This window comes from Bradyrhizobium sp. MI1.4 (assembly GCF_055811315.1).
Genome location: NZ_JBVVPP010000035.1, coordinates 13,773 through 36,485, shown reverse-complemented (window position 1 = coordinate 36,485; position 22,713 = coordinate 13,773). Strand labels below are relative to the sequence as shown.

Here is a 22,713-nt window from a genome sequence, read left to right as displayed (position 1 = left end):
GCCGTGGTTATTGCTTGACCGCAAAAACCCAAAGTGAGCCGCCGGGCGGGACTTTGGCCAGCCGTTCGTCGCCGGAGAACAGCGAGTAGACGCCGCCATAGCCGCTCGTCACGGCGACATACTGCACGCCGTCCTGCTGCCAGGTCACCGGTTGTCCCTCGATGCCCGAGCCGGTCTGGAACTGCCAGAGCTTCTTGCCGGTATCGGCATCGAAGGCCTCGAACTCGCCGGTCAGCGCGCCCGAGAACACGACACCGCCCGCGGTCGACAGCACGCCGGAGAAGCGCGGGATGTCGCTGGGTGCTTCCCACTTCGCCTTGCCGGTCATGGGATCGATCGCCTTCAGATGACCGCGCGGGCCGTCACCCCATTCCCAGAGATCGGTGAGGTCCATGCCGAGATACCATTCACCCTGCTTGAAGGTGGCGGGTTCGGTCTTGTACCTGCCGCCGAAGGCGAGCGTGTTGGCGTAGGCGAGGCCGGTCTGCGGATTGAACGACATCGGCTCCCAGTTCTTGCCGCCGAGGATCGACGGATAGACGGTCACCTTCTTGCCCTCACGCGCATCCTTCGAGACGTCGGTCTCGATGGGACGTCCGGTCTTCATGTCGATTCCCGTCGCCCAGTTGACCTTCACGTAAGGATTGGCCGCGAGCAGCTTTCCGTTGGTGCGGTCGAGCACGTAGAAGAAGCCGTTGCGGTTGGCGTCCATCAACACCTTGGTCGGCTTGCCCTCGACGTTCATATCGGCGAGGACCATCTCGGCCACGCTGTCATAGTCGAACGGATTGTTGGGCGAGAACTGGTAGTGCCACTTGATCTTGCCGGTCTTGGGATCCATCGCCAGCACGGAGCAGGTGTAGAGGTTGTCGCCCGGGCGTACCGCCGAGTTGAACGGTCCGGGATTGCCGATACCCCAGTAAACCGTGTTCAGCTCGGGATCATAGGAGCCCGTAATCCAGGTCGAGCCACCGCCGAGCTTCCAGGTATCGCCCTTCCAGGTGTCGCCGCCGGGCTCATCCGGAGAGGGGATCGAATGGGTGCGCCACAGGTGCTTGCCCGTTGCGGGATCCCAGCCGTCGATGAAGCCGCGGGTGCCGAACTCGGCGCCGGAGATGCCGGTGATCACGACGCCGTCGGCGACCAGCGGCGCCACCGTCATCGAATAGCCTTCCTTGATATCGGCCGCCTTCTGCCGCCACAGCTCTTTGCCGTCCTTGGCGTCGAGCGCGATCACGTTGGCGTCCAGCGTGGTGCGGAACACCTTGCCCTCATAGAGTGCTGCGCCGCGATTGATGATGCCGCAGCAGACGATGCGCGGCGTTTCGGCAGGATACTCGACCTTGGATTTCCAGATCTGCTTGCCGGTCTTGGCGTCGACCGCCATGGTCGCGTTGTGCGACGTCACGTAGATCACGCCCTGGTACACCAGCGGCTGCGATTCCTCGCTGCGATCGTCGTTGAAAGAGTAGTTCCAGACCGGGACAAGGTTCTTGACGCTGTCCTTGTTGATCTGGTTCAGCGTCGAGAAACGCTGAAGATTGTAGCCCATCCCGTAGTTGAGAACGTTCGATGTATCGGTCGCGCCTTTGACCAGCTGCTCGCTGGTTTGTGCACTTGCACAAGTCGATGCAAGCATGACGAGGCTCGCGGCCATCGCAAAGCGTTTCATCCGTCCCTCCCAATATGCGCGCCTATTGACGCTGCGACAGCAACACTCCGCCCGAATGCAAAACGCGTCAATACGAAAGTCGTAATTGCGATGCCGATATGGTAGGCGGCGCGGGATGCCGTCACCTGACGGAGACCTGACAAAGCAACTCTCACTTGTGCGCAGGCGCTGAAGAAATTCCGCGGCATGGAGCAGAGCGCGTGCGCCACGGCAGCGGTCGCGCCGACGGGTTCTGCAAGTTGTGCGGTGCGCAGGCTGCAATTCGGGACTTGAACCGAGGCTCGCTTGTGGACTTATGTCGTTTCGATCCGGTTCGAATCGGAGCTCTTGGTGAGGGAGGTTTTCATGATATCGCGTCGCTCTGTTGCACTTGCGCTCACGATTGCACTGCTGTCCGGTCCGGCATGGTCGGCCTCCGGCAACGCGGTCAAGACGTTCGATACCGACAATGACGGCACCCTCGATCTTGCCGAGGTGAAGAAGGCGGCGGCGGCGTTGTTCGCCAAGCTCGATCCCGATCACGACGGCACGCTCGACGCCCGCGAATTGCGCGGACGGTTAACAGCGAAAGAACTCGCCGCCGCCGATCCCGATCGCGACGGGACTCTCACGCTCGACGAATATCTCTCGGTGGTGGAGCAGCGCTTCAACGCGGCGAATCCCGACAAGGATGGAACGCTGGATGCGAAGGAGCTGAACTCGCGCGCCGGTCGCGCGCTGCTGCGCTTGTTGCGGTGAGAACCGCGCCGCTTGACTGGGAGCGAAGGCGAGTTGCCCGAGAGAGAAATTTGCAAGCGCGATGCGACAGTTCGCTGTGTCAACGGTGCGATTCCAGACTTGCGCTGTGGCTGACGCAGCCCTAGGTTTTCGCCGGCGCGATGTCGCGCTCAATCCCTTGGGAGTCCCCGAATGGCCTGGAAAGCTCCGAAGATCGTGGAAGTGCCGGTCGGCATGGAAATCAACATGTACGCCTGCGCTTTGCGCAAGTAAGACCACAAGTAAGACTGACGACCTGCCGCGGCTTCGATGGCAACCACCGTCGAAGCCGTGGTAGTGTCGGGGATGCGCGCGAGAGCCCTTACATTCTGGACCATAGCCGCCTGCACCGTCGCGCTCGCGCCGGCATGCGTCCGCGCCGAAGAGGGCTTCGATACCGAACACATCTTCGGCTTCATGATCGGTACCGATGTCGGCAATCCCGGCGAGCGCGAATTCCAGACTCAGACGACAGGCCGATTCGGCAAAGGAGGCGGGACCTATCGCGCCCTCTCGCAGGAGGTCGAGATCGAGATCGTGCCGCTGCCGAACTTTCGCATCGAGGTCGGCGGCACTGCCACGCTGCACGACATCACCGGCGTTCCCGATCTCGGCGACCGCCGCCAGTTCAATTTCCAGGGCGCCTCGCTCGACCTGCGCTATCGCCTGCTCGATCGCGAGCGCGCGCCATTCGGGTTGACCGTCGCCGCCGAACTCCATGGCGACCGCATCGACGAGACTTCTGGAGCAAAAGGGCGGATGTACGGTACCGATTTCACGCTCGCCTTCGATCGCGAGCTGATCCCGAACTTCGCCATCGGGGCGCTCAACCTGATCTATCAACCCGAATGGGCGCGTTTCGAGATGGCGGGACTCTCCGAAAAGAGTTCGACCATCGGCGCGGCCTTCGCCGGCCTGGTGCGCGTGCGGCCCGATGTGCTGCTCGGCGGCGAGGTGCGCTACTTCCGGCAGTACGAAGGCATCGGCCTCGGCGAGTTCGCAGGACAGGCGCTTTTCGTCGGTCCGACCGCTTATTTCCAGCTTTCCGAGCGCTCGCGCCTGACCATGAGCTGGAGCATGCAGGCATGGGGCCGGCCGGCCGGATCGGGCGGCAATCTCGACCTCGTCAATTTCGAGCGCCACCAGGCAAGGCTGGTCTTTGGAGTTAATTTCTAGCGCTCGGGGAGAGTTGACAGGCAATTCCCGCTTTATTTCGGGCGGCCGGATTGAAACTTCCCGCTCATCGGAACGTAATCTTTTGTGCTAACTTCATCGCCTCTGCGAGGATCCCGGCATGAACCCGATCGACCTGGTGGTGACTGTGTGTGCGTTGCTCTCGCCTGCGACCTGCGAGGAGCAGCATCTGGTGTTCAACTATGCGGGGTCGCCGACGCAATGCGCGATGGCTGCCCCGCCCTATATCGCGCAATGGGTTGGCGACCATCCGAAGTGGCAGGCAGTGCGGTGGCGCTGCGAATATCCTCACCCGAACGACAAAGCGTGAGTCGCCGGCGTTATTTCGTGCAGTCCTTCAGATCCTTGTCGGCGATCGAGAACACCGCATCCGCCTTGATCTCGATGTCGCGCACGATGCATTGCCGCGCATTGGGATAGCTGACCCTGGCGTCGTAGCGGCCGGGCTCGACGCCGGTGATGCGCAGCCGCTCGTCGTGGTCGACCTCCTTGTCTTTGTCGTTCAGGCACTGGTTCGGCCCCCACTCGGTCTTCCCGGCCGGGGAGAGCTGGAAGCCGGAGATCGTCTCCGTCGTCAGATTCCAGAGCCGGATACCCTTGCCCTTGGCCTGGGCGAGCGCCGCGCCCGGCATCGCAACCAACAGGATGCCGATCGCAATCAGCGTACGCCGCATGATGACCCTCCCGCGAAGACGTCGTTGGTCCAATTGACCATGAGTTCTCATTGCGATTCAAGCTGCAACGCCGCGAGCTCGGCCCTGATCTTGCCGAGTTCGGCCTCGCTGCGCTCCGCGCGCGGGACGGCAATCGGCACCTCGCGCACGATGCGCGCCGGTCGCGGCGACAGCAAGAACAGGCGGTCGCCGAGCCGGATCGCGTCATCCAGGCTGTGGGTGACGAGCAACGTCATCACCGGACGGCGCGCCACCAGCGTCGCGATCTCGTCGCGCAAACGGCCGGCGAGTGCGTCGTCGAGCGAGGCGAGGGGCTCGTCGAGCACGAGCAGGTCAGGCTCGACGGCAAAGGCGCGAGCGAGCGCGACGCGCCGGGCGAGGCCAAGCGACAGCTCGCCTGGAAAATGACTGCGATGCGCGTCCAGCTCCAGGATCCTGAACAGCTCGGCGAGCTTGGCGTCGGTGACATCGGGTGCCGCAAGCCGCACATTCTGCTCGACCGAGCGCCATGGCAGCAGCCGCGGCTCCTGGAAAACCATGCCGATCCGCGCTTCCGGCGGGCGCGAGACGCGTCCCTCGAAATCGCGGTCGAGGCCGAGGATAATGCGCAGCATCGTGCTCTTGCCGCAGCCGGACGGTCCGATCAGCACGCCGACCTCGCCGGATTGAAGCGCGAAGCTGACCGGCGCGAGCACCTCCTGCGTCCCGCCCGCGGCACTCTTGAACCTCTTGCCTGTGATATCGACCTCAAGCCGCACGGGGGCGCCATCGTGTTGCGCGGGCTTCGAACGGTTGCACCAGCGCGGTCTCGATCACGAGCACGACGGCGGCGAAGGTTAGCGAATAGGCCAGCAGCCGCGGCGTGTCGAACAGCTGGAAGGCGACGCCGATCTCGAAGCCGACGCCGTTGGGTCGCCCCAGGAGTTCGGCGACCAGCACGATCTTCCACACCAGCGACAATCCGGAGCGGGCTGAGGCTGCGATATAGGGCGCCAGTTGCGGCAGCAGGACGTGGCGGAAGGCGCGCCAGCGCGGCATCGCGAACACGCTCGCCATCTCGTCGAGCGAGCGGTCGAGCGCGCGCGCGCCCTCGCGCAGGGTGACGATGGCGGTCGGCAGCTTGTTGATGGCGATCGCCGCGATCGCTGCGGCTTCGGTGAGCCCGGCCCAAATATAGGCCAGCACGATCACGACCAGCGCGGGCAGGTTCAGGAGCAGGATCAGCCAGGGATCGCCGAGCCGGTCGGCAAGCTTCACCCGTCCCATCAGATAGCCGATGGCGCTGCCGAGTGACATCGCCAGCACGAAGGCGAGGCTTACGCGGGCGAGCGTGGCGCCGAGATGCAGGAACAGGGCGCCGCTCGATGCTTCCGCGATGACGACGTCGAGCACGGCGGGCGGGGAGGGCAGCTTTGCGGCGCCGACGAAGAGGGCGGCAATCCACCAGATCGCGAGCAACAGGGCAAACGACAGAAGACGCAGCACCTCAGTCTCCGGCAACTGCGTGATAGAACGTGCCGGGATCGAGCTCGGCGGCCGGGCCGACGAGGTCGCGGCCGCCGGTTTCGGCCAGCACGCGGTAGAGCACGCGCGCGTCCTTTTCTTCGTCATCGATGCTCCGGCGCGGAATGCCGTCGCGATAGCGCTCGCGATAAGTCTTGAGCAGGGTGGCATCGCTCGTGCCGGTGAGCGGTGCGATCTTGTCCCAGGCGGCATCGGAGGTCACCAGCAGCTGCTTGGCCTTGCGGGTCATCGCGATGAAGCGCGCCACCGCATCGCGATGACTTGCCGCCCAGGTTTCGTCGAAGACATAGCCGACTGCGGAGACCGCGCCCTTGGCGCCGAGTTTCGGCAATATGTCCTCGATACCGGCAAGGCGTCTAAAACCCTTGGCCTCCAGCTGTGCGCAGAAATTCCAGAAATTGAGGCTCGCATCCATCTCGCCGTCGAGCGCCTTGGCGGCGAGCAGAGGCGGAGCACCATAGACGATGGTCGCCTCCGATTTCAGGTCGATGCCGTCCTGCTTCATGCGCGCCTGGAGCAGCAGCCAGCTCTTGTCGATGGGACCGCCGCCGACGGCGAGCTTGCGGCCCTTTAAATCGGCGAGCGACTTGATCGGCGAGGAGGCCGGCACCATCACCGCGCCGAGCGCGCTGGAATAGGGATAGAATGTCAGCTTGGCGCCAAGCGTGCGCTCGCGAGACACCCACAGCCAGTCGGACAGGATGATGTCGGCATTGCCGGCGCGCAGCGCGATCTTGCCGGCCTCGGGGCTCGCAAGCTCGGCGACGTCGAGCGACAGGTCGGCCTCCTTGTCGAGGCCGTTGGCGCGGATCGCGGCCAGCTCCCAGGAGAATGTTCCGGTCTTCTGCACCGCAAGGCGAATCGTATCCGCGGCGCGGCCGGGCCCGGTTAGCGTCAGCGCCACCGCGAGCGCCAATGATCCACCAAATGTTCTCATCACCTTGTGAGCCGTTTCCTCTGACAGAAGTGCTTTTCAGGACAATACGCATAGCATAGCTTCCGTCGCAACCAGCGGGAGGACGCTCATGAATCTGGCCGGACAGCTACGACCGATTGTCGCCGCATTGGCGGTGTGGGCTGCGACCGCGCTCGCCGCGCAGGCTGAACAGGCCAATGATTATCCGACGTCGGCGCGTGCCGAGTATGTCTATGGCTGCATGAAGGCGAATGGCGAGAGCCGGCAGGCGATCGAACAATGTTCCTGCTCGATCGACGTGGTGGCCTCGATCGTGTCCTATGAGCGCTACGTTACCGCAGAAACCGCGCTCAGCATGTCCCAGGTCCGCGGCAATCTCGGCGTCCAGTTCCGGACCTCGGAGCAGGCGAACTCGGCCGTGAATGATTTGAGGCGTGCCCAGGCGGAAGCCGAGGTGAGGTGTTTCTGACCGCTTGGTTGTACGACCACCGTATTCGTCATGCCCGGGCTTGTCCCCGGGCATCCACGTCTTGGCGGCACCTAAGATCGTGGATGGCCGGGACAAGCCCGGCCATGACGACCGGGAGCCTCACGTCCCCGGCTTCTCCACGTCCCACTCGTTCCGGAACACGTGTCCGTCCGTGTCCTTGGCTTCCGCGCGAAAACGCTTGGCGCCGTTGGATACATAGGTGAAGCGCAGATTTGGATCTTCCGAGATCGAGATGCCGCCTTCCATCGACAGCACGGGGCTGTCGTCCTGCGTCAGCTTGAGCTGGTTGATGAAGAAGGCGGGAATGTAGAGCTGTGTGACCTGGTCCATCTGCAGGCCGGAATTGTTGGGATGGCCGATCATGATCTGCGCTTCCCGCATGCGGCTCGCCGGGGCCTCCTCGCGCGCGAATTGGCGGTAGCGCATCTGGCCGAGCCGGTTCTGGGCCTCCTCGGCATTCTTCCCTGCTGGTGCCGAGCAGCCGCCGGAGGCCTTCACATAGACTTTCGACACATAGAGCTGGCCATCGCTGAGCTCGGCCACCGCATGAACGTCGGTGTAATTGTTGACGCGCACGCGGGTCGAGATTTCAGTGACGTTGGCATCCGGTCCGAGCTCGAACTTCGCCGCCATCGGCGCGGGATTACGATCGATCACCAGCGTGATCGAACGGATGCGGCGGGCATCGCCGGGCGAGAGCTTGCTGCGCAGGGTCACCGGCACGATGGCCGCGTCTTCGGCACGATACGGCATCTCGATTCCAATGACATTGCCGCCGTCATTCATCGGACGGTTGCTGAAGATGTCCTGCACCAGGCCCGGCCAGGGATCGTAAGCCTCTTCCGCCTGCGCCGGCACGGCGAATGCAATGCCGAGGAGCAGGGCGATCAGAGGCAGTCGGCGCGTGCATCCCGTCATGGTCATGGTCCCGCGGACGAAGCAACGTTTCACGCATCGTAGCGCGTCCGCTACTCCCATTCAATTTCCGAAAATGCTGCGGTTGCGTTGCGGGCGTTGTAGTCGTCGAACAGCTCCCAGTGCGGCCGTTCCGAGGCGGCGGCCTTGTCTGCAGCGGTTCGGATCGGTTCGCCCTTCTTGTTCGACGCCCGGATGTCCGCCAGCAGTGCCGTCAGATAGCGCCGTTCATCGGTCAGCGCGGCAGGCCATTCACTCACAGGTCCGTGACCGGGAACGACGCGCTGCGCCGGAATGCTCTCGAGTTCCGCGAGGATGCGAAGCCAGCCGCGAATGCTGCCGTCCATCACCGGAATATGGCGGAGGAAGATGAGGTCGCCAGTGAACAGCGTCTTCGTCATCTCATCGAACACGGTCAGGTCATTGTCGCTGTGCCCGGCCGGCCAGGCCCGCAGGGTCAGGCGGCGCGCACCGAGATCGAGCATCAGGGTGTCCGTGACGAGCATTGTGGGCGGCACGATTTTCACGGGAGATATCAATTCGTCGCCCATGATGCGCCTAAAATTGTCGAGATAGTACGGCCCGCGGGCAGCGAGCGCCCGCGGCAGTCGGCTGTGACCGACGAAAATGGTGTCCCCGGCGACGAAAGCCGCATTGCCGAAAACATGGTCGGGATGGCCGTGGGTATTGATGACGTAGCGGATCGGCTTGCTGGTGCGGGCCCGCACCGCCGCCAGCAGCGCCTCGCCCTCGCGAACGCTACCGCCGGTATCAATCACGGCCACCGCATCTTCGCCCACGATGAAGCCGACATTGGCGATGTCGCCCTCGTTCTCGCGGGTCATCAGGGCGATGGTCCCGGAGTGTACGAAGATTCCCGGCGCGACTTCGCTCACAGGCAATTCGGCCGCTGCGGCGCATGCTAGCGTCGCTGTTACCAGGGACAAGGCTGCGATCACGAGAGCGATGCGAGACACTTTTCAGCCTCAGTTCAAAGGTTGCGCGCATTGCACTGCAACAAAGAAAGCCAGCACAAAGTCTGGCAAAACATGGCGCGTCATGCGTTGCATGGCTAGCATTCAAACAAGCCTAGGAGGAAGCGCGATGACGGAGGCCGGACGACATCGTCGCTGGTTGCTTTCACTGAGTATCCTGGTTGCGTCTTGCGCGTTCGGCGACGTCGCCATAGCGCAGACCAACGAGACGGGTGACCTCTCGTTCGAGTTGGTCGACCCCAAGGTGCTGCGCGTCTGTTCCGACCCGCGCAATCTGCCGTTCTCGAATGAGAAGGGCGAGGGGTTCGAGAACAAGCTTGCCGAGCTGTTTGCGGACAAGCTCCAGAAGAAGCTCGACTATGTCTTTTTTCCGCAAGCCACCGGCTTCGTGCGCATGACGCTCGGCTCGCATCGCTGCGACGTCATCATGGGTTTTCCCCAAGGCGACGACCTCGTGCAAGGCACCAATCCCTATTACCGCACGAGCTATGCCTTGGTCGCGAAAACAGGCAGCGGGCTGGAGGAGGTCGACACGCTCGAGGATGCCAGGCTGAAGGGCAAGCATGTCGGCATCGTCGCCGGCACGCCGCCTGCGACCAACATGGCCATGGCGGGACTGATGGGTGATGCAAAGCCCTATCCGCTGATGATCGACACGCGCTACGACAATTCGGCGCAGGCAATGATCGATGATCTCACGGCGGGCAAGATCGACGCCGGCGTGCTGTGGGGACCGATGGCAGGGTTCTACGCGAAGAAGGCGGGCTCGCTTCATGTCACGCCGCTGGTGAAGGAAACCACCGGGCCAAAACTGGTCTATCGCATCGGCATGGGCGTGCGTGGCGCCGACCAGAACTGGAAGCGGCAGCTCAACAAGTTGATCCAGGAGAACCAGGGCGAGATCAACAAGATCCTGCTCGACTTCGGCGTGCCGCTGCTGGACGAGAACGATCGGCCGCTCGGCGCGGAGACGGCCAAGAAGGCACCATGAGGCAGACGCCATGAGGCGGCACCTTGCCGCCGGGCTGGTCGCCGCCGTGCTGGTGGCGCAGGTCGTTGCGCAGCAGCAGGAGCCGTTCGAGCCCGAGGGCTATCGCACCGACAACTACCGCGCGCCCGTGCCGGCGACGCTCGGCGGCGCGCGCGTGCTGTCGACGTCAGAAGCCGAGGCGATCTGGCACGCGAAGAGCGGCGCCTTCATCGACGTGCTGCCGCGCGCGCCGAAGCCGAAGAACCTTCCCGCGGTTACCGTTTGGCGCGAGGCGCCGCGCAAAAATATTCCGGGCAGCATCTGGCTGCCGGATACCGGCTACGGCACGCTGCCGCCCGCCATGGACGACTATTTCCAGCGCGGCCTGGCGCGTGCATCACACGGCGATAAGACCGCGCTGCTCGTGATCTATTGCCTGGCCGATTGCTGGATGTCCTGGAACGCCGCCAAGCGCGCGCACGCGTATGGCTACTCCAACATCGCCTGGTATCCCGATGGCACCGACGGCTGGGAGCGTGCAAAGCTTCCGACCGCGGAGGCGCAGCCCGAGCCGCGGCCGGAGCAGTAGGCAAGAGATCGTCATGCCTGGGCTTGTCCCGGGCATCCACGATCTTGGTGCCTCGTGGCTGTGCGTGGATGGCCGGGACAAGCCCGGCCATGACGCCCTGTCGCACGTGGGAAGAGGCGAGGAAAAGCTTACTGCTTCTGCAACTTCGTCAGCGTGCCCGTCCCGTTATTGTCGGTCGCAGAGTAGCTCACCCTGTCGCCGGCGTGGACGGCGTCGAGCATCGCGGCATCCTTGGCCTTATACTCCTGGAGCGCGCCGGCGCCACCTGCGCTGCCGCCGACTGTGCCCTTCTGCGTCTGCTGGATCAAAATCGTGCTGTTGAGCCGATCTATCCGGGTGACCATTCCGGTCAGATCGTCAGCGAATGCGCTGCTTGCGAGCATGCTGATGGCTGCAGCGCCTGCGAGGATGAATTTCGTGGTTCCCATCGAGGCCTCCCGATGCCTTGGATTACCCGTCGACAAGACATCCTAGACCGATTTGGTTCCGGCATATAGCACGGCGGCAGGTTAATGATCGCCATGGAGGCGCGGGAACCGGCCGCAAGCGGTCAATGAGGCTGACTCTATTCCATTTCCTGCTGGATCACGCGTCCAAGCGCAAACAGCCGCTGGTCGATGGTGGTGGGAACCTCGCAGACGAATCGCACCACCTTGTGGCGGTCCTCGAAAATGCGAGTCTTCCAGATCAGCTCGTTGCTGAGCGCATCGACCTTAGCCTCGTCGCGCGGCGTGGCGCCTTGGAGCGCCTGAAGCTGGACGCTCTCCTCGCGGATCTTGTCGGCGGCTTCGCGCTGCTTGCGGCTGACGCGTTCCAGCCCGCTCATGACCTGCGAGCGCTGAGCGTTGAGCGTGTCGAACAGGCCTGCGAACAGCAGTTTTGCGTTCGTGGTCTTGTCGGCCGCGGAGCCCGCCAAAAACTCCTTCACCAACTTCTCGCCCTCGTCCAGCGGCGTCTTGCGTGCCGACAGTTTGGCGACCAGCGCGCTGACCTTGGCGTCGTCCTTCCATTTGTTCTGCACGTCGTCGAGCGGAGGACCAGCCCATACGGCGGCGAGCGAAATTTCCGGCACTTTGGCCTGAGTGCAGGGCCAATCCGGATAGCGCGGATCGGCCGCGCGTGCCGCCGTGCTCGCGGCTGCGAGCATCAGAGCGGCCATGGCCAGAACCCGAACCGTCATCCTTCGCCTCCCGCAGGCCCCCGTCGCGCCAGCCCGCGCGAGGGATCATAGGCCAGAATCGCGCCGATCATGAAGACGATTGTGCAGGTCGCGACCACCGCCAGCGAGATCCAGTTGATCTGTCCGTACAGCGCGAAGCGGATCAGCTCGACCGCATGGGTGAACGGATTGGCCTCGCAAACATAGTAGAGATATGGGCTGCCCTCCTGCACCCGCCAGAGCGGGTAGAGTGCCGATGAAGCGAAGAACATCGGGAAAATGACAAAATTCATCACGCCGGCAAAGTTCTCCAGCTGCTTGATGCCGGAGGAGATCAGCATGCCGAGCGAGCCCAGCATCAGTCCGGACAGGATCAGTGCCGGCAGCACGGTGAGATAGCCTGACAGAGGAGGGGTGATGTCCCAGAACCAGGCGATCAGCAGGAACGCATAGACCTGGAGCAGCGACACCGCGGTGCCCGCGAGCAGCTTGCAGAACAACAGGTAGCCGCGCGGCAGTGGGCTCACCAGCAGCGTGCGCATGTTCCCCATCTCACGGTCATAGACCATCGAGAGCGAGGACTGCATGCCGTTGAAGAGCTGGATCATGGCCATCAGCCCCGGCGCGATGAACACCTCGTAGAGGATGTAGGTCTCGTAGGGCGGGATGATGGAGATGCCGAGCACTTGGCGGAAACCGGCGGCGAAGATGAACAGCCAGACCAGCGGCCGCACCAGCGCCGAGACGAACCGCTCGCGCTGGTGCAGGAAGCGCAGTCCCTCGCGCCAGACAATGCCCGTGAGGCAGGTCATGTATTCGGCGGCCGAGAAGCCGCGCTGCGCCTCGCGCGTGGTGATGCTGCTCATGCGCCGCCGCCCGGCAGGGTCTGCGCGCCGGTCAGGCGCATGAAGGCGGTGTTGACGTCCTGCGCGCCGGCTTCCGCGACGACGCGGCTCATCGGTCCCTGCGCCAGCACCTTGCCCTGATGCAGCACCACGAGATCGTCACCGGCCATGATTTCGTCGAACAGATGCGTGGCCCAGAGTACGCCGATGCCTTGCTCGCTCACGAGCTGGCGCACATGGCTGATGATGTCGGCGCGCGCCTTGACGTCGAGGCCGACGGTCGGCTCGTCCAGCAAGAGCAGGCGCGGCCGGTGCAGCAGCGCCCGGGCGATCTCCAGCCGCCGCATCTGCCCGCCCGAGAGATCGCGCACCTTGCTGCCGGCGCGCTCGGTAAGCCCGATGCGATCGAGCAGCTCGGCGGCTCGAGCGCCGGCTTCGCGGCGGCTGATGCCGTGGAGTGCGGCGTGATAGAGCAGGTTTTGCGTCAGCGACAGGTCGAGATCGAGCGTGCGCGGCTGGAACACGACGCCGAGCAACCGCAGCGCTTCGCCGGGACTCTTGCTGATGTCATGGCCGAAAATGCCGACGCGGCCGGACTGGATGCCGAACAGGCGCGTGATCAGCGAGAACAGCGTGCTCTTGCCCGCCCCGTTGAGGCCAAGCAGGGCCGTGAAGCTCGCGGGCTGCACGTTGAAGGACACGTCCATCAGCGCGCGGCGCGGTCCATAGGCGTGGCTGACGTCGTCGATCGATAGCGCGGGCACGGTCGCCGGATCGGGCCTTGGTGTTTCGCGTTGTTCGGCGATGGGAACAGGGATGGTCATGGCGCGATCGTGATACCCCAGGGCAGTTCGCCCACTTGAATGGTCTTGATCACCTTTTGCGCGGCGACGTCGATGACGGAGACGTCGTTCGAGACGCCATTGGTGGTGAGCAGAAATTTTTCGTCCGGCGTGAATGCCATGTGCCAGACCCGCTGTCCCACCAGCAGATATTTCGTCACCTTGCGCGAGGCGGTATCGACCACGGCGACGCGATTGGCGGGACCGAGCGCGATGAAGGCGGTCTTGTCGTCCCGGGTCATGCCGATGCCAACGGGCTGGATCGCCTCTTTCCTCAACCCCGGAATCTCGAAATTGATCTTGCCGGTCACCTCGTGCTTTCCGGGGTCGATGATCGAGACGGTGCCGCCGATCTCCGAGGACACCCACAATTCGGAAGCGTCGTGCTTGAATTCGGCAAAGCGCGGCCGCGCGTCGACCAGCACGTTGGCGACGATCTGGCGCGACGACGTGTCGATGAAATGCGCCATGTTGGTGGTCTCGGACGTGTTGATCAGCGTCTTGCCGTCCGGGCTGATGGTCATGCCCTCGGGCTCGACACCGACCTGGATGTCGCCAAGGCGGGCGCGCTTCTCGAGGTCGATCACGGTCACTGTGTTGTCGTTCTCGTTGGCGACATAGAGGACCTTGCCGGCGGCATCCTGGGCGAACAATTCAGGGTCGGGCCCGGAGGGCAGGCTGTCCACCACGGTTTGCGTCTTCGCGTCGATCATCTGGATGGTGTCGTCGTCGCCGACCGCGACCATCACGAACTTGCCGTCGCGCGTGAAGTCGATGCCGCGCGGGCGCTGGCCGACCTTGATGGTTTTGGTCACCGTCCAGCTATCGGTATCGATCACCGACACCGTGTTGCTCTTCTCGTTCGAGACATAGGCGATGAACGCATGCGCCGGCGCCGCCGCCAGCGCTAGTCCGGACAGCAATCCAACGCGCCACAAGCGCAACATCTTCTTCCTCACTTCAGCTTGCATTTGCTCTCCGGGCGGTCATAGCCGAGCGTGTCGAGCTCGGAGACCTGGTGCAGGAAACCTTCTTGCGGCGACACCGACACCACCATGCGGCCATCGACCAGCAGGATCGGCTGGCGCAGCTGCAGGTTCCAGTCGCGCAAGGTCAGCTTCGTGCCCTTGAAGGCGGCGACCGAGAACTCCGGGCCCTTGATGAAATCGGTGACCTTCTTGACGTCGCCGGAATTGGTGCGCGACGTGGCCTCTCCGATCATGCGCACGGCGGTCCACGCCTGCATGTCGAGCGCAGTCATCCGCCGCGCGTTGAGCTTGACGAAGCGGTTCTGCATCTGGATCGCGCCCCACTGGTCCTGCGCAGCGTCCCAGCTCCGCGGCACGAGGCCGGCCGAGCCCGCGACAGGCCGTGGATCCCAGGTGCGATAGGGCAGGTAGGCGCCGAACACCTCGCTCTCGTCAGCGGCGACCAGTACATCATAGGCCGGAGCTTGTTGCGTGAACACCGGCATCTGCCGCTGGATCAGCGTCACGCCGGAGTCCGTGCGGCGCGCGCCGCCTTTGTCTTCGAAGCTGCGCTCCTGCACGATCTTGGCGCCGAACCGCGTCGCGGTGCGCCGGAGCGCATCGGCGAACAGTCTGTCCTCGTCATGCGAGCCAACCACGAGCAGCCAGCGCTTCCATTGCTTCCACATTAGATACTGACCGAGCGCATCGGCCAGCATTGCGCGCGTCGGCGCGGTGTGGATGACGTTGGCACGGCAATCGGCCTCGCGCAGCCGCTCGTCGATCGCGCCGGCGTTGAACAGCAACGTGCCGCGCTCGCGCAGGGCGTCGGCGACCTTCAGCAGCGTGTCGGCCGGCAGGTCGGCGATGATGAAGCCGTTGCGTGCGGCGAGCTCTGTCGCGGCCTGCACGGCATCTTCGCCCTCCTTGATACGACGCTCCTCCAGCGCAAATCGCTGGTTGAGGAATTTGCCGGTGGTGTTGTTGTCCTCGATGGCCAGGCGTGCGCCGGCGACGCCGTCATTCTCCACGGGCTGCTCGACCAGCGACAGCGTTGATCTGGTGCCGGCGATTCCGAGATAGCCGACGCCGATCATGACAGGGTCGGCTGCGAGCGCACTCGTCGCAGCAAAACCCAGGCCGATCAGGCCGACCAACCATCGGATCATGTTTCCTCCAGATGTTCTCCCCGGCTTGACCGCCGATGGAGAATTGTCTCTGCTAAAGCATGACCGATTTGTCAGGGCATGCAACCCCGCATTTCGTCCTCACGCCGCCACGCCGGGAATCACGATCATGCGAGCGCTGATATGTTTCGCCGCTTTGCTGTTGACGGGCTCGGCCGCATTCGCCGACCCGCCGAAACTCGCGGTGTTCGATTTCGAACTGATCGACACCAGCCTGCCTGGCGAGTTCTACGGCTCCAAGCCCGAGGAAGCGCGGCTCGACCTCATCAGCGAGCAGTTGCGCAAGGCACTGGTTGAGTCAGGCAGGTTCCAGCTGCTCGATATCGCGCCGGTCCGGGACGCGGCCCGTCACGCCAATCTGCAGGCCTGCGGCGGCTGCGACCTCAAGCTTGCCGGGCAGCTGGGTGCCGATTTGGAAATCACCGGCATGGTGCAGAAGGTCTCGAACCTGATCATCAATCTGAACATCTACCTGCGCGACGTGAAGACCGGAAACATGATCACGGCCGCGAGCGCCGACATGCGCGGCAACACGGATGAATCCTGGACGCGCACGATGAGCTATCTGATCCGCAACCGCTTGCTGGCGCCGAACTACGGCAAGCCGTGAGGGAGATATTTACCCCTTCAATCGCTCCGCATGCCAGTGCAGGTGATCGCCCATGAAGGTCGAGATGAAATAATAGCTGTGGTCGTATCCCGCCTGCCGCCGCAGCGTCAGCGGAATGTTGGCCTTGGCACAGGCCGCCTGCAGCAATTCAGGACGAAGCTGCTCTTTCAAAAAGTTATCGGCCTCGCCGACGTCGACGAGGAAGCCTGAAAACTTCGCGCCGTCCTCGATCAGCGCCACCGTGTCGTGGCTGCGCCAAATGTCCTTGTTCGGCCCGAGATAGCCGGTCAACGCCTTGATGCCCCAGGGCACGAGCGACGGCGCCACGATCGGCGCAAAGGCGCTGGCCGCGCGAAAACGGTGCGGGTTGCGCAGCGCGACCGTCAGCGCGCCATGGCCGCCCATCGAATGGCCCATCACCGATTGGCGCTTCGCATCGACCGGAAAATTTTCCGCCACGAGTTTCGGCAGTTCGTCGGTGACGTAGCTCCACATGCGATAATTGCGTGAAAACGGCGCTTCCGTCGCGTCGACATAGAAGCCGGCGCCAAGACCGAAATCATAGGCATTATTGGCATCGCCGGGCACGTCGGGGCCTCGCGGGCTGGTGTCGGGCGCGACGAAGATCAAGCCGAGCTCGGCGCAGGCTTTGCGGAATTCGCCCTTCTCGGTGACGTTGGCGTGCGTGCAGGTGAGGCCGGAGAGATACCAGACCACAGGCAGCTGGGCGCCCTGTGCGTGCGGGGGAACATAGACCGAGAACGTCATGTCGGTTCCGGTCGCCTGGCTGGCATGGCGATACACGCCCTGCACGCCGCCATAGGATGTATTGGTCGAGACAGTCTGGATCGTCATGCCGTTATGCTCCGTGGCATCAAACCACATCAGGATTGCAACGCTTGTGTGACCGAATTCGCGGCGGCCGTCAGGCCACGCCGCTGTCGATCGCCAGCCGCACCAGCTCGACAGAGGTTTTCACCCCGAGCTTCTGGCGCATGATGGACGAGGTGTTGGCGACAGTCTTGTAGGACGACTGCACCAGCCAGGCGATCTCGGATAGGCTCTTTCCGGCGCTGAGCAGCCGCAAAATCTCCATCTCGCGCGCGTTCAGCTTCGACAGCGGGCTTTGCGCCAGCGCGGGTCCCGCAAAGGCGATGCTGCGCGCGATCGCGCTCGGCAGATAGGTGCCGCCGCCGCCGACGGTGCGAATCGCCTCGACGAGATCGTCGGGGTCACCGGTCTTGGAGACATAGCCCTTGGCGCCGCACTCGATCGCCCGCGCGGCAAAAGCAGGGTCGTCGTTCATGCTGAACATGATGATCCGGGCCTCGGGCGCGCGCTCGAGGATGCGGCGCGCGAGCTCGAAGCCGGACACGGTCGGCAGGTTGATGTCGATGATCGAGAGGTCGGGGCGCTCGACGATGAAGACGCACTCGCCGTCTTCGGCGTCGGCGGCCTCCAAAATCTCGATCTCGCCCTCGTCCGCCAGCACGGCACGGCAGCCGGAGGCGACGATGGGATGATCGTCGACGATCAAAATGCGCATAGGCGTTCCTCGCGACAGCGTCTTGGCCTGTTTCGCGCCCGGCCGGGATTGCTGTACGCTTTCGATTAGATATCGGGCGCTTCGCCTCTGTCAACGTTATCGGACAAGGGGCAGGCCAATCCTTCGCGGGGGCACGGGCGATACCAATGTGGCAAAATCTATCCTTGCGCGGGCGCATCAACCTGCTGCTGGCGCTGCTGCTGGCGCTGGGACTCGCCGTGAATATCGGCCGCCAGGTCGCGGAAGCCGGGCCGCGCGTGCAGGCCGAGGACCAGAGCGTGATCCGGCTCGCGCGCGAATTCATCGAGATGATCGTTGCGGATCTCAACGAGGCGCCCGATCCGGATGCCAGGCTGAACCAGATCGCACGCGACCTCAGCCGCCTGCGCCATGTCAGCATCGCGCTTCGGGACGAAGCCGGCCGTCCGCTGACGCAGCCCCGGACCGACGCCGATGACGACACCCGCGCGCCGCCGGCCTGGTTCGTCAGCCTGGTTCATCCCGAGCAGACCGCGGTGAGCGTGCCCGTCTCGATCCATGGCAAGCCGGGTTCGCTGCTGATCACCTCCCATCCCGATGACGAGATCGCCGAGATCTGGGACGCCATCGTGACCCAGCTCGAGGTCGGCTCGGTGATCGCGCTGGCGCTATTCCTGGTGATGATGAATGTGATCGGCCGGGCATTGGCGCCGCTCCAATCCCTTGCGGACGTGATGGCCGAGCTCGAAGACGGGCGTTATCAGGCGCGCGTCGCGCCGGGCGGCGCGCCGGAACTCGCCGCGATCTGCACCAAGCTCAACCATCTTGCGGCAACGCTCAGTGACGCCATCGAGGACAAGCGGCGCCTCGCCGAGCGAACGGTGTCGCTCCAGGACGTCGAGCGCAAGGAGATCGCGCGCGAGCTCCATGACGAGTTCGGGCCATACTTGTTCTCGCTACGCGCGCATGCCAGCGCGCTGGCGAAGCAGGCGGACGGACGCGCCCCGAATGCGGAGGCCGTGCGAAAACACGGCAGTGCCATGCTGGAGCAGATCAACGCGCTTCAGCAGTTCAATCGCCGCGTGCTGGAGCGCCTCCGGCCAGTCGGCCTGGCCGAGTTCGGCCTGCGCCAGGCGCTGGAATCGCTGTCGCGGCTGTGGCGGGAGTCGCATCCCGATGTCACCATCGAGACCGTGATCTCGCCGGCGCTTGGCGTCACCGGGGAGACCGCCGACCTCACCATCTACCGCATCGTGCAGGAGGCGCTCACCAACGTGTTCCGCCACGCCGGCGCGACCTCGGTTAACGTCGTCATCGAGCCGGTGGCGGAGGCGGCAAGCGACGGCCGCAGCTGTGCCCGGGTGCGGGTCAGCGACAATGGCCGCGGCATGGAGCCCGGCCAAAAGCTCGGCTTCGGGCTCGTCGGCATGCGCGAGCGGATTCTCGCGCTGGGCGGCACGCTCAACGTCGTCTCGGGTGACGGTGGTCTGACCGTAGAGGCCCTGGTCCCGACAGCAGCGGCCTGATCGCGTCGGGAAAAATTCCCGATTTGGTCGGGAAAATTGGTGCGATACGGCCCGACCTTTTGTGGCTGGCGCACGCATTCCTGCCGATTACACTCGTCTCGACCAACCGGGGGAAGATCAAAACAGTCGGTGGTCACGGATGGGAAGGCTGGGATGGGCGATCGTGTTTGGTTCAAGCGTTTTCGGTTCAAGCCTATTGGGTTCAAGCCTCTTGGGTTCAATCGTCGTTTGTTGATCGCCTTGGTTTCGACCGGGCTGCTCTCCGTCTTCGCGATCCCCGCGGGGGCCGCGCAGGACGAGGAAACCAACGTCCAGAACCTGCCGCCGGTCGAGGTGACGGCGCCGCCGCGGTCAACGGCGCGGCGCACCGCGTCATCGCGTCCGGTCGCGCACATCGGAGCGCCGTCATCCGCCAGCCCCAAGACGCGCCTCTACGTCTATCCGACCGCGCCGGGTACCGGCGGAGGTCTTGACGTCGACAAGGTCCCCTCGGCGATCAACGCCGTCGACGCCAGCCAGATCAAGCGCACCGGCTCGCTGAACATCACCGACGCGCTTCGCGACAACATCGCCGGCGTCAACATCAGCGAGGTTACCGGCAATCCATTTCAGCCGGATGTCGAATTCCGCGGCTTCGTTGCCTCGCCGGTGACGGGCACGCCGCAAGGCCTCGCTGTGTATCAGAACGGGGTTCGCATCAACGAGGCCTTCTCCGACGCCGTCAACTGGGACCTGATCCCGACCGCGGCGATCCGGTCGGTGACGCTCGTGACCAACAATCCCGCCTTCGGCCTCAACGCGCTGGGCGGCGCGATCAATTTGCAAATGAAGGACGGTTTTACCTATCAGGGCTCGGAGCTTGATCTCATGGGCGGCTCGTTCGGCCGCATTCAGGGCTCGGCGCAATGGGGTAAGACGGTCGACAAGAACTACGGCGTCTATGCCGCGCTCGAAGGCCTGCACGACAACGGCTTCCGCAATTTCTCCCAATCGGACGTGCGGCGCTTCTACGGCGACGTCGGTTACAAGGCGGGCGACAGCGAATTCCACGCCAACATGGGCGTCGCCAAGAACGATTTCGGCGCCAACGCCACCGTTCCCGCCGAGCTGCTCGACAAATATTGGGGCGCGACCTACACGACCCCGCAGACCACTTCCAACCGCGTCGGCTATCTCAACCTGACGGGCAAGGTCGATGCGACGCCGACCTGGACGCTCGAAGGCACCGCGCATGTGCGCAGGTACGAGCAGAAGCTCGTCGACGGCAATCCGACCGACGCGCAGGAATGCACTGACCCGGGGCTCGCTGGGCTTCTTTGCTTCGGCGACGGCGCCACACCGGCAAACGGCGTGAACGGCCTGCCGCTTGCCAATCCTTTCGCGTCCGGGACCATCCTCGGCGAGATCGACCGGAGCTCGATACGTTCGACCACCTTCGGCGTGTCGGGGCAGGCCACCAACACCGACCAGCTGTTCGGCCACGACAACCGCTTCGTGATGGGCGCGACCTATGACGCCAGTGTCACGCGCTATAACGCCACCGCCGAAATCGGCACGATCGGAGAAAGCTACGTCGTCAGCGGCGGCGGCCTCTTCCTGGGGCCGACTGGCGTACCTGATACCGTTGCCGGCCCTGTCTCGCTGCGGACCGTCAATCAATATAACGGCCTCTACGCAATGGACACGTTCAATATCACGGACGCCTTCGCCGTCACCGGCGGCGGCCGGTTCAACGTCGCGCGCATCACGCTGGAGGATCAGCTCGGGACCGATCTCAACGGCGATCACACCTTCACCCGCTTCAATCCGGTAATCGGCGGCACCTACAAGATCACGCCGGAGCTGACGGCCTACGCCGGCTATTCCGAGGCCAACCGCGTTCCGACGCCGCTCGAGCTCGGCTGCTCGGATCCAGCCCGTCCCTGTCTGATTGCCGCGTTTCTCGTCTCCGATCCGCCATTGAAGCAGGTCGTGTCCAAGACCGTGGAAGCGGGCCTGCGCGGCAGCAGGGAGCTGAACATCGGCACGCTCGGCTGGAAAATCGGCGGCTTCCGCGCCACCAATTACGACGACATCGTCGCCGTTCCCGCAGTCGGCCGCACCGGCTTCGGCTATTTCTCCAACGTCGGCCGTACCAGGCGTCAGGGGCTCGAAGCTGAGGTCAACATCAAGTCGCCCACGCTTCAGTTTCAGGCGAGCTACGCTTTCGTCGACGCACGCTATCTCGACGCTTTCGCGCTCGGTTCCGAAAGCCCGTTCAGGGATACTGTCACCGAGACCATTCAGGTGCTACCCGGCAACCAGCTCCCCGCGATCCCGCGCCATCGCGTCAAGGTCGGCATCGACTATGCCGTCACCGACGTGTGGAAGGTTGGCGGCAACGCGCTGTTCGTCTCCAGCCAATATCTGGTCGGCGACGAGTCCAACCAATATACGAAGCTGCCGTCCTACACCGTGTTCAACTTGCACACGTCCTACCAGGTAACCAAGAACGTCCAGCTCTACGGCAAGATCGACAATATCTTCGACAGGCGCTACGCGACCTACGGACAGTTCTTCGACCGCGAAGCCGTGCCCAACTTCACCAATGGCGGTGCCGAGTTCACCGACCCGCGCTCGCTCAGTCCGGCAAGGCCGCGTGCGTTCTATGCGGGGATGCGGGTGACGTTCTGATCTTGGCTCGGTAAGCCCGGGTTGGCGCCGCCCGGCATGGCGTGTCACGCCGGCTCTGCTCTACCTGAAGCCGATTGACTCATTGTTCATGTTTTGTTCTTATGCTGCTCGTCCAGCCAAGGGAGCGAGCCATGGACAACCGCATCAACGAAATCCGCAGGATCATCAGGGCGTTACGCGTCAGCATGCGTGAGGCCGAGGCGATCATGCATGAGCAGATCAACAGGGACGAGGACTGCAGCTTCGTCGCAGGCGAAGTCATGAAGATGCGCACGGTAATGAGCGGGCTCGTTCAGGAGCGGGCCGCGCTCGGAGACACCGACCCGATCGTCGTCGCCAGCCTGTTCGTTCCCCGCCGTCGGCCGATGCCATCGCGCGTCGGGGTTGAGAAGCGCAGCCTTGTTCCGCCGCGAAAGATGGCACGAGCATGAAGGGGGAGAGGCCGACCTACTTCTCCGACATGCAGGAGCCGCCGGAATTTCTGAAGGCGCTTCATCATGCGCGGCGCCTGTCCTGCCTCGAGGGTTGGTGCCGCATGCACATCGAGGCCATCCAGGTTGCGATTGATCAGTACGCGGAGGCGGCTCTCGGTAACCGGGAGTTCTTCCTCAATAAGCCGCACAGCATCGGTGGAAGTCGCAGCGGCGGCGACGTGCCGTGACAGCGGTGCGTGTCAGCGTATC

At 63.9% G+C, this 22,713-nt stretch carries 27 protein-coding genes; 12 read left to right on the top strand and 15 right to left on the bottom strand.

The annotated features are described in order from the left end of the window. Positions 1-7: 7 nt before the first annotated feature. Positions 8-1,672, bottom strand: coding sequence for a methanol/ethanol family PQQ-dependent dehydrogenase (locus tag AC0L23_RS28160; RefSeq protein WP_085350564.1), 1,665 nt, complete (start codon positions 1,670-1,672; stop codon positions 8-10). Positions 1,673-2,017: 345 nt separating this feature from the next. On the opposite strand from AC0L23_RS28160, the gene AC0L23_RS28155 reads away from it, so the two are divergent. The 4 genes from AC0L23_RS28155 to AC0L23_RS28140 all read left to right on the top strand — a co-directional run bounded on the left by AC0L23_RS28155 (position 2,018) and on the right by AC0L23_RS28140 (position 3,932). Then, positions 2,018-2,410: an EF-hand domain-containing protein gene (locus AC0L23_RS28155; protein WP_026233996.1), complete on the top strand. Its 393-nt coding sequence runs from the start codon at positions 2,018-2,020 to the stop codon at positions 2,408-2,410. A gap of 171 nt (positions 2,411-2,581) precedes the next feature. Further along, positions 2,582-2,662, top strand: a complete 81-nt coding sequence (gene pqqA, locus AC0L23_RS28150) for a pyrroloquinoline quinone precursor peptide PqqA (RefSeq protein WP_018460299.1) — start codon at positions 2,582-2,584, stop codon at positions 2,660-2,662. A gap of 36 nt (positions 2,663-2,698) precedes the next feature. Beyond that, positions 2,699-3,604, top strand: a complete 906-nt coding sequence (locus tag AC0L23_RS28145; protein WP_085350565.1) for a hypothetical protein — start codon at positions 2,699-2,701, stop codon at positions 3,602-3,604. A 118-nt stretch (positions 3,605-3,722) separates the two neighbouring features. Next, positions 3,723-3,932: a hypothetical protein gene (locus tag AC0L23_RS28140; protein ID WP_007601386.1), complete on the top strand. Its 210-nt coding sequence runs from the start codon at positions 3,723-3,725 to the stop codon at positions 3,930-3,932. A gap of 10 nt (positions 3,933-3,942) precedes the next feature. Here the strand turns inward: AC0L23_RS28140 and AC0L23_RS28135 are convergent, their stop codons facing one another. The 4 genes from AC0L23_RS28135 to AC0L23_RS28120 are packed head-to-tail and all read right to left on the bottom strand — an operon-like array spanning position 3,943 to position 6,757. Further along, a complete protein-coding gene (locus AC0L23_RS28135) occupies positions 3,943-4,296 on the bottom strand; it encodes a hypothetical protein (RefSeq protein WP_085350566.1) in 354 nt (117 codons plus the stop codon). Positions 4,297-4,343: 47 nt separating this feature from the next. After that, positions 4,344-5,054, bottom strand: coding sequence for an ABC transporter ATP-binding protein (locus tag AC0L23_RS28130; RefSeq protein ID WP_085350567.1), 711 nt, complete (start codon positions 5,052-5,054; stop codon positions 4,344-4,346). Beyond that, positions 5,044-5,781 carry an ABC transporter permease gene (locus AC0L23_RS28125; RefSeq protein ID WP_085350568.1) on the bottom strand — a complete coding sequence of 246 codons (738 nt, stop codon included), beginning with the start codon at positions 5,779-5,781 and terminating at the stop codon, positions 5,044-5,046. Before AC0L23_RS28125 ends, AC0L23_RS28130 begins: the two co-directional genes overlap by 11 nt. Before the next feature lies 1 nt (position 5,782). Further along, a complete protein-coding gene (locus AC0L23_RS28120) occupies positions 5,783-6,757 on the bottom strand; it encodes an ABC transporter substrate-binding protein (protein WP_473357557.1) in 975 nt (324 codons plus the stop codon). 88 nt (positions 6,758-6,845) lie between these two features. On the opposite strand from AC0L23_RS28120, the gene AC0L23_RS28115 reads away from it, so the two are divergent. Next, complete coding sequence (locus AC0L23_RS28115; RefSeq protein WP_018460292.1) at positions 6,846-7,205, top strand: hypothetical protein; 360 nt, start codon at positions 6,846-6,848, stop codon at positions 7,203-7,205. 120 nt (positions 7,206-7,325) lie between these two features. Here AC0L23_RS28115 and AC0L23_RS28110 read toward each other — a convergent pair whose 3' ends face one another. Next, positions 7,326-8,144, bottom strand: a complete 819-nt coding sequence (locus AC0L23_RS28110) for a quinoprotein dehydrogenase-associated SoxYZ-like carrier (protein WP_162496349.1) — start codon at positions 8,142-8,144, stop codon at positions 7,326-7,328. Positions 8,145-8,194: 50 nt separating this feature from the next. Then, positions 8,195-9,118, bottom strand: a complete 924-nt coding sequence (locus AC0L23_RS28105; protein WP_085395382.1) for a quinoprotein relay system zinc metallohydrolase 2 — start codon at positions 9,116-9,118, stop codon at positions 8,195-8,197. Positions 9,119-9,245: 127 nt separating this feature from the next. Here AC0L23_RS28105 and AC0L23_RS28100 point away from each other — a divergent pair, with 127 nt between their 5' ends. After that, positions 9,246-10,127, top strand: coding sequence for a substrate-binding domain-containing protein (locus AC0L23_RS28100; protein WP_085384841.1), 882 nt, complete (start codon positions 9,246-9,248; stop codon positions 10,125-10,127). Between the two features lie 10 nt (positions 10,128-10,137). Next, positions 10,138-10,695, top strand: a complete 558-nt coding sequence (locus AC0L23_RS28095; protein WP_085384840.1) for a PQQ-dependent catabolism-associated CXXCW motif protein — start codon at positions 10,138-10,140, stop codon at positions 10,693-10,695. 128 nt (positions 10,696-10,823) lie between these two features. Here the strand turns inward: AC0L23_RS28095 and AC0L23_RS28090 are convergent, their stop codons facing one another. From AC0L23_RS28090 to AC0L23_RS28065, 6 genes are all read right to left on the bottom strand, one after another. Next, positions 10,824-11,123 (bottom strand): copper-binding protein, encoded by a 300-nt coding sequence (locus AC0L23_RS28090; RefSeq protein ID WP_085384839.1) that lies wholly within the window; start codon positions 11,121-11,123, stop codon positions 10,824-10,826. A gap of 137 nt (positions 11,124-11,260) precedes the next feature. After that, positions 11,261-11,875: a hypothetical protein gene (locus tag AC0L23_RS28085; RefSeq protein ID WP_026233992.1), complete on the bottom strand. Its 615-nt coding sequence runs from the start codon at positions 11,873-11,875 to the stop codon at positions 11,261-11,263. Next, on the bottom strand, positions 11,872-12,720 hold the full coding sequence (locus AC0L23_RS28080; RefSeq protein WP_018460286.1) for an ABC transporter permease: 849 nt from the start codon (positions 12,718-12,720) through the stop codon (positions 11,872-11,874). The genes AC0L23_RS28085 and AC0L23_RS28080 overlap by 4 nt, the downstream gene beginning before the upstream one ends. Then, a complete protein-coding gene (locus tag AC0L23_RS28075) occupies positions 12,717-13,523 on the bottom strand; it encodes an ABC transporter ATP-binding protein (protein WP_085384838.1) in 807 nt (268 codons plus the stop codon). Before AC0L23_RS28075 ends, AC0L23_RS28080 begins: the two co-directional genes overlap by 4 nt. After that, on the bottom strand, positions 13,520-14,512 hold the full coding sequence (locus AC0L23_RS28070) for a YVTN family beta-propeller repeat protein (protein ID WP_094183726.1): 993 nt from the start codon (positions 14,510-14,512) through the stop codon (positions 13,520-13,522). Before AC0L23_RS28070 ends, AC0L23_RS28075 begins: the two co-directional genes overlap by 4 nt. Beyond that, the gene (locus AC0L23_RS28065; protein WP_085361041.1) at positions 14,497-15,678 is read right to left on the bottom strand and encodes an ABC transporter substrate-binding protein; all 1,182 of its coding nucleotides are present in this window, start codon (positions 15,676-15,678) and stop codon (positions 14,497-14,499) included. Before AC0L23_RS28065 ends, AC0L23_RS28070 begins: the two co-directional genes overlap by 16 nt. Positions 15,679-15,805: 127 nt before the next feature. On the opposite strand from AC0L23_RS28065, the gene AC0L23_RS28060 reads away from it, so the two are divergent. Continuing rightward, positions 15,806-16,306, top strand: coding sequence for a DUF3280 domain-containing protein (locus AC0L23_RS28060; protein WP_085350576.1), 501 nt, complete (start codon positions 15,806-15,808; stop codon positions 16,304-16,306). 9 nt (positions 16,307-16,315) lie between these two features. Here the strand turns inward: AC0L23_RS28060 and fghA are convergent, their stop codons facing one another. Further along, complete coding sequence (gene fghA / locus AC0L23_RS28055) at positions 16,316-17,161, bottom strand: S-formylglutathione hydrolase (RefSeq protein WP_085361085.1); 846 nt, start codon at positions 17,159-17,161, stop codon at positions 16,316-16,318. A gap of 70 nt (positions 17,162-17,231) precedes the next feature. Continuing rightward, positions 17,232-17,852, bottom strand: a complete 621-nt coding sequence (locus AC0L23_RS28050) for a response regulator (RefSeq protein WP_018460280.1) — start codon at positions 17,850-17,852, stop codon at positions 17,232-17,234. 146 nt (positions 17,853-17,998) lie between these two features. On the opposite strand from AC0L23_RS28050, the gene AC0L23_RS28045 reads away from it, so the two are divergent. The 4 genes from AC0L23_RS28045 to AC0L23_RS28030 all read left to right on the top strand — a co-directional run bounded on the left by AC0L23_RS28045 (position 17,999) and on the right by AC0L23_RS28030 (position 22,691). Further along, entirely contained in the window at positions 17,999-19,357 is a 1,359-nt protein-coding gene (locus tag AC0L23_RS28045; RefSeq protein WP_026233990.1) for a histidine kinase, read from the top strand. A gap of 153 nt (positions 19,358-19,510) precedes the next feature. Then, entirely contained in the window at positions 19,511-22,030 is a 2,520-nt protein-coding gene (locus AC0L23_RS28040; protein ID WP_244561271.1) for a TonB-dependent receptor, read from the top strand. A 131-nt stretch (positions 22,031-22,161) separates the two neighbouring features. After that, positions 22,162-22,461 (top strand): hypothetical protein, encoded by a 300-nt coding sequence (locus AC0L23_RS28035; RefSeq protein WP_085384859.1) that lies wholly within the window; start codon positions 22,162-22,164, stop codon positions 22,459-22,461. Further along, positions 22,458-22,691: a hypothetical protein gene (locus tag AC0L23_RS28030; protein WP_018460276.1), complete on the top strand. Its 234-nt coding sequence runs from the start codon at positions 22,458-22,460 to the stop codon at positions 22,689-22,691. The genes AC0L23_RS28035 and AC0L23_RS28030 overlap by 4 nt, the downstream gene beginning before the upstream one ends. Positions 22,692-22,713 lie beyond the last annotated feature (22 nt).

Excerpts from the sequence above, each read along its gene's own strand:
- AC0L23_RS28050 (WP_018460280.1), bottom strand. The coding sequence starts at position 17,852 with ATGCGCATTTTGATCGTCGACGATCATCCCATCGTCGCCTCCGGCTGC.
- AC0L23_RS28080 (WP_018460286.1), bottom strand. The coding sequence starts at position 12,720 with ATGAGCAGCATCACCACGCGCGAGGCGCAGCGCGGCTTCTCGGCCGCC.
- AC0L23_RS28045 (WP_026233990.1), top strand. The coding sequence starts at position 17,999 with ATGTGGCAAAATCTATCCTTGCGCGGGCGCATCAACCTGCTGCTGGCG.
- pqqA (WP_018460299.1), top strand. The coding sequence starts at position 2,582 with ATGGCCTGGAAAGCTCCGAAGATCGTGGAAGTGCCGGTCGGCATGGAA.
- AC0L23_RS28155 (WP_026233996.1), top strand. The coding sequence starts at position 2,018 with ATGATATCGCGTCGCTCTGTTGCACTTGCGCTCACGATTGCACTGCTG.
- fghA (WP_085361085.1), bottom strand. The coding sequence starts at position 17,161 with ATGACGATCCAGACTGTCTCGACCAATACATCCTATGGCGGCGTGCAG.
- AC0L23_RS28070 (WP_094183726.1), bottom strand. The coding sequence starts at position 14,512 with ATGCAAGCTGAAGTGAGGAAGAAGATGTTGCGCTTGTGGCGCGTTGGA.
- AC0L23_RS28160 (WP_085350564.1), bottom strand. The coding sequence starts at position 1,672 with ATGAAACGCTTTGCGATGGCCGCGAGCCTCGTCATGCTTGCATCGACT.
- AC0L23_RS28100 (WP_085384841.1), top strand. The coding sequence starts at position 9,246 with ATGACGGAGGCCGGACGACATCGTCGCTGGTTGCTTTCACTGAGTATC.
- AC0L23_RS28095 (WP_085384840.1), top strand. The coding sequence starts at position 10,138 with ATGAGGCGGCACCTTGCCGCCGGGCTGGTCGCCGCCGTGCTGGTGGCG.
- AC0L23_RS28065 (WP_085361041.1), bottom strand. The coding sequence starts at position 15,678 with ATGATCCGATGGTTGGTCGGCCTGATCGGCCTGGGTTTTGCTGCGACG.
- AC0L23_RS28075 (WP_085384838.1), bottom strand. The coding sequence starts at position 13,523 with ATGACCATCCCTGTTCCCATCGCCGAACAACGCGAAACACCAAGGCCC.
- AC0L23_RS28040 (WP_244561271.1), top strand. The coding sequence starts at position 19,511 with ATGGGCGATCGTGTTTGGTTCAAGCGTTTTCGGTTCAAGCCTATTGGG.
- AC0L23_RS28110 (WP_162496349.1), bottom strand. The coding sequence starts at position 8,144 with ATGACGGGATGCACGCGCCGACTGCCTCTGATCGCCCTGCTCCTCGGC.
- AC0L23_RS28115 (WP_018460292.1), top strand. The coding sequence starts at position 6,846 with ATGAATCTGGCCGGACAGCTACGACCGATTGTCGCCGCATTGGCGGTG.
- AC0L23_RS28090 (WP_085384839.1), bottom strand. The coding sequence starts at position 11,123 with ATGGGAACCACGAAATTCATCCTCGCAGGCGCTGCAGCCATCAGCATG.
- AC0L23_RS28120 (WP_473357557.1), bottom strand. The coding sequence starts at position 6,757 with ATGAGAACATTTGGTGGATCATTGGCGCTCGCGGTGGCGCTGACGCTA.
- AC0L23_RS28030 (WP_018460276.1), top strand. The coding sequence starts at position 22,458 with ATGAAGGGGGAGAGGCCGACCTACTTCTCCGACATGCAGGAGCCGCCG.
- AC0L23_RS28140 (WP_007601386.1), top strand. The coding sequence starts at position 3,723 with ATGAACCCGATCGACCTGGTGGTGACTGTGTGTGCGTTGCTCTCGCCT.
- AC0L23_RS28135 (WP_085350566.1), bottom strand. The coding sequence starts at position 4,296 with ATGCGGCGTACGCTGATTGCGATCGGCATCCTGTTGGTTGCGATGCCG.
- AC0L23_RS28145 (WP_085350565.1), top strand. The coding sequence starts at position 2,699 with ATGGCAACCACCGTCGAAGCCGTGGTAGTGTCGGGGATGCGCGCGAGA.
- AC0L23_RS28060 (WP_085350576.1), top strand. The coding sequence starts at position 15,806 with ATGCGAGCGCTGATATGTTTCGCCGCTTTGCTGTTGACGGGCTCGGCC.
- AC0L23_RS28085 (WP_026233992.1), bottom strand. The coding sequence starts at position 11,875 with ATGACGGTTCGGGTTCTGGCCATGGCCGCTCTGATGCTCGCAGCCGCG.
- AC0L23_RS28035 (WP_085384859.1), top strand. The coding sequence starts at position 22,162 with ATGGACAACCGCATCAACGAAATCCGCAGGATCATCAGGGCGTTACGC.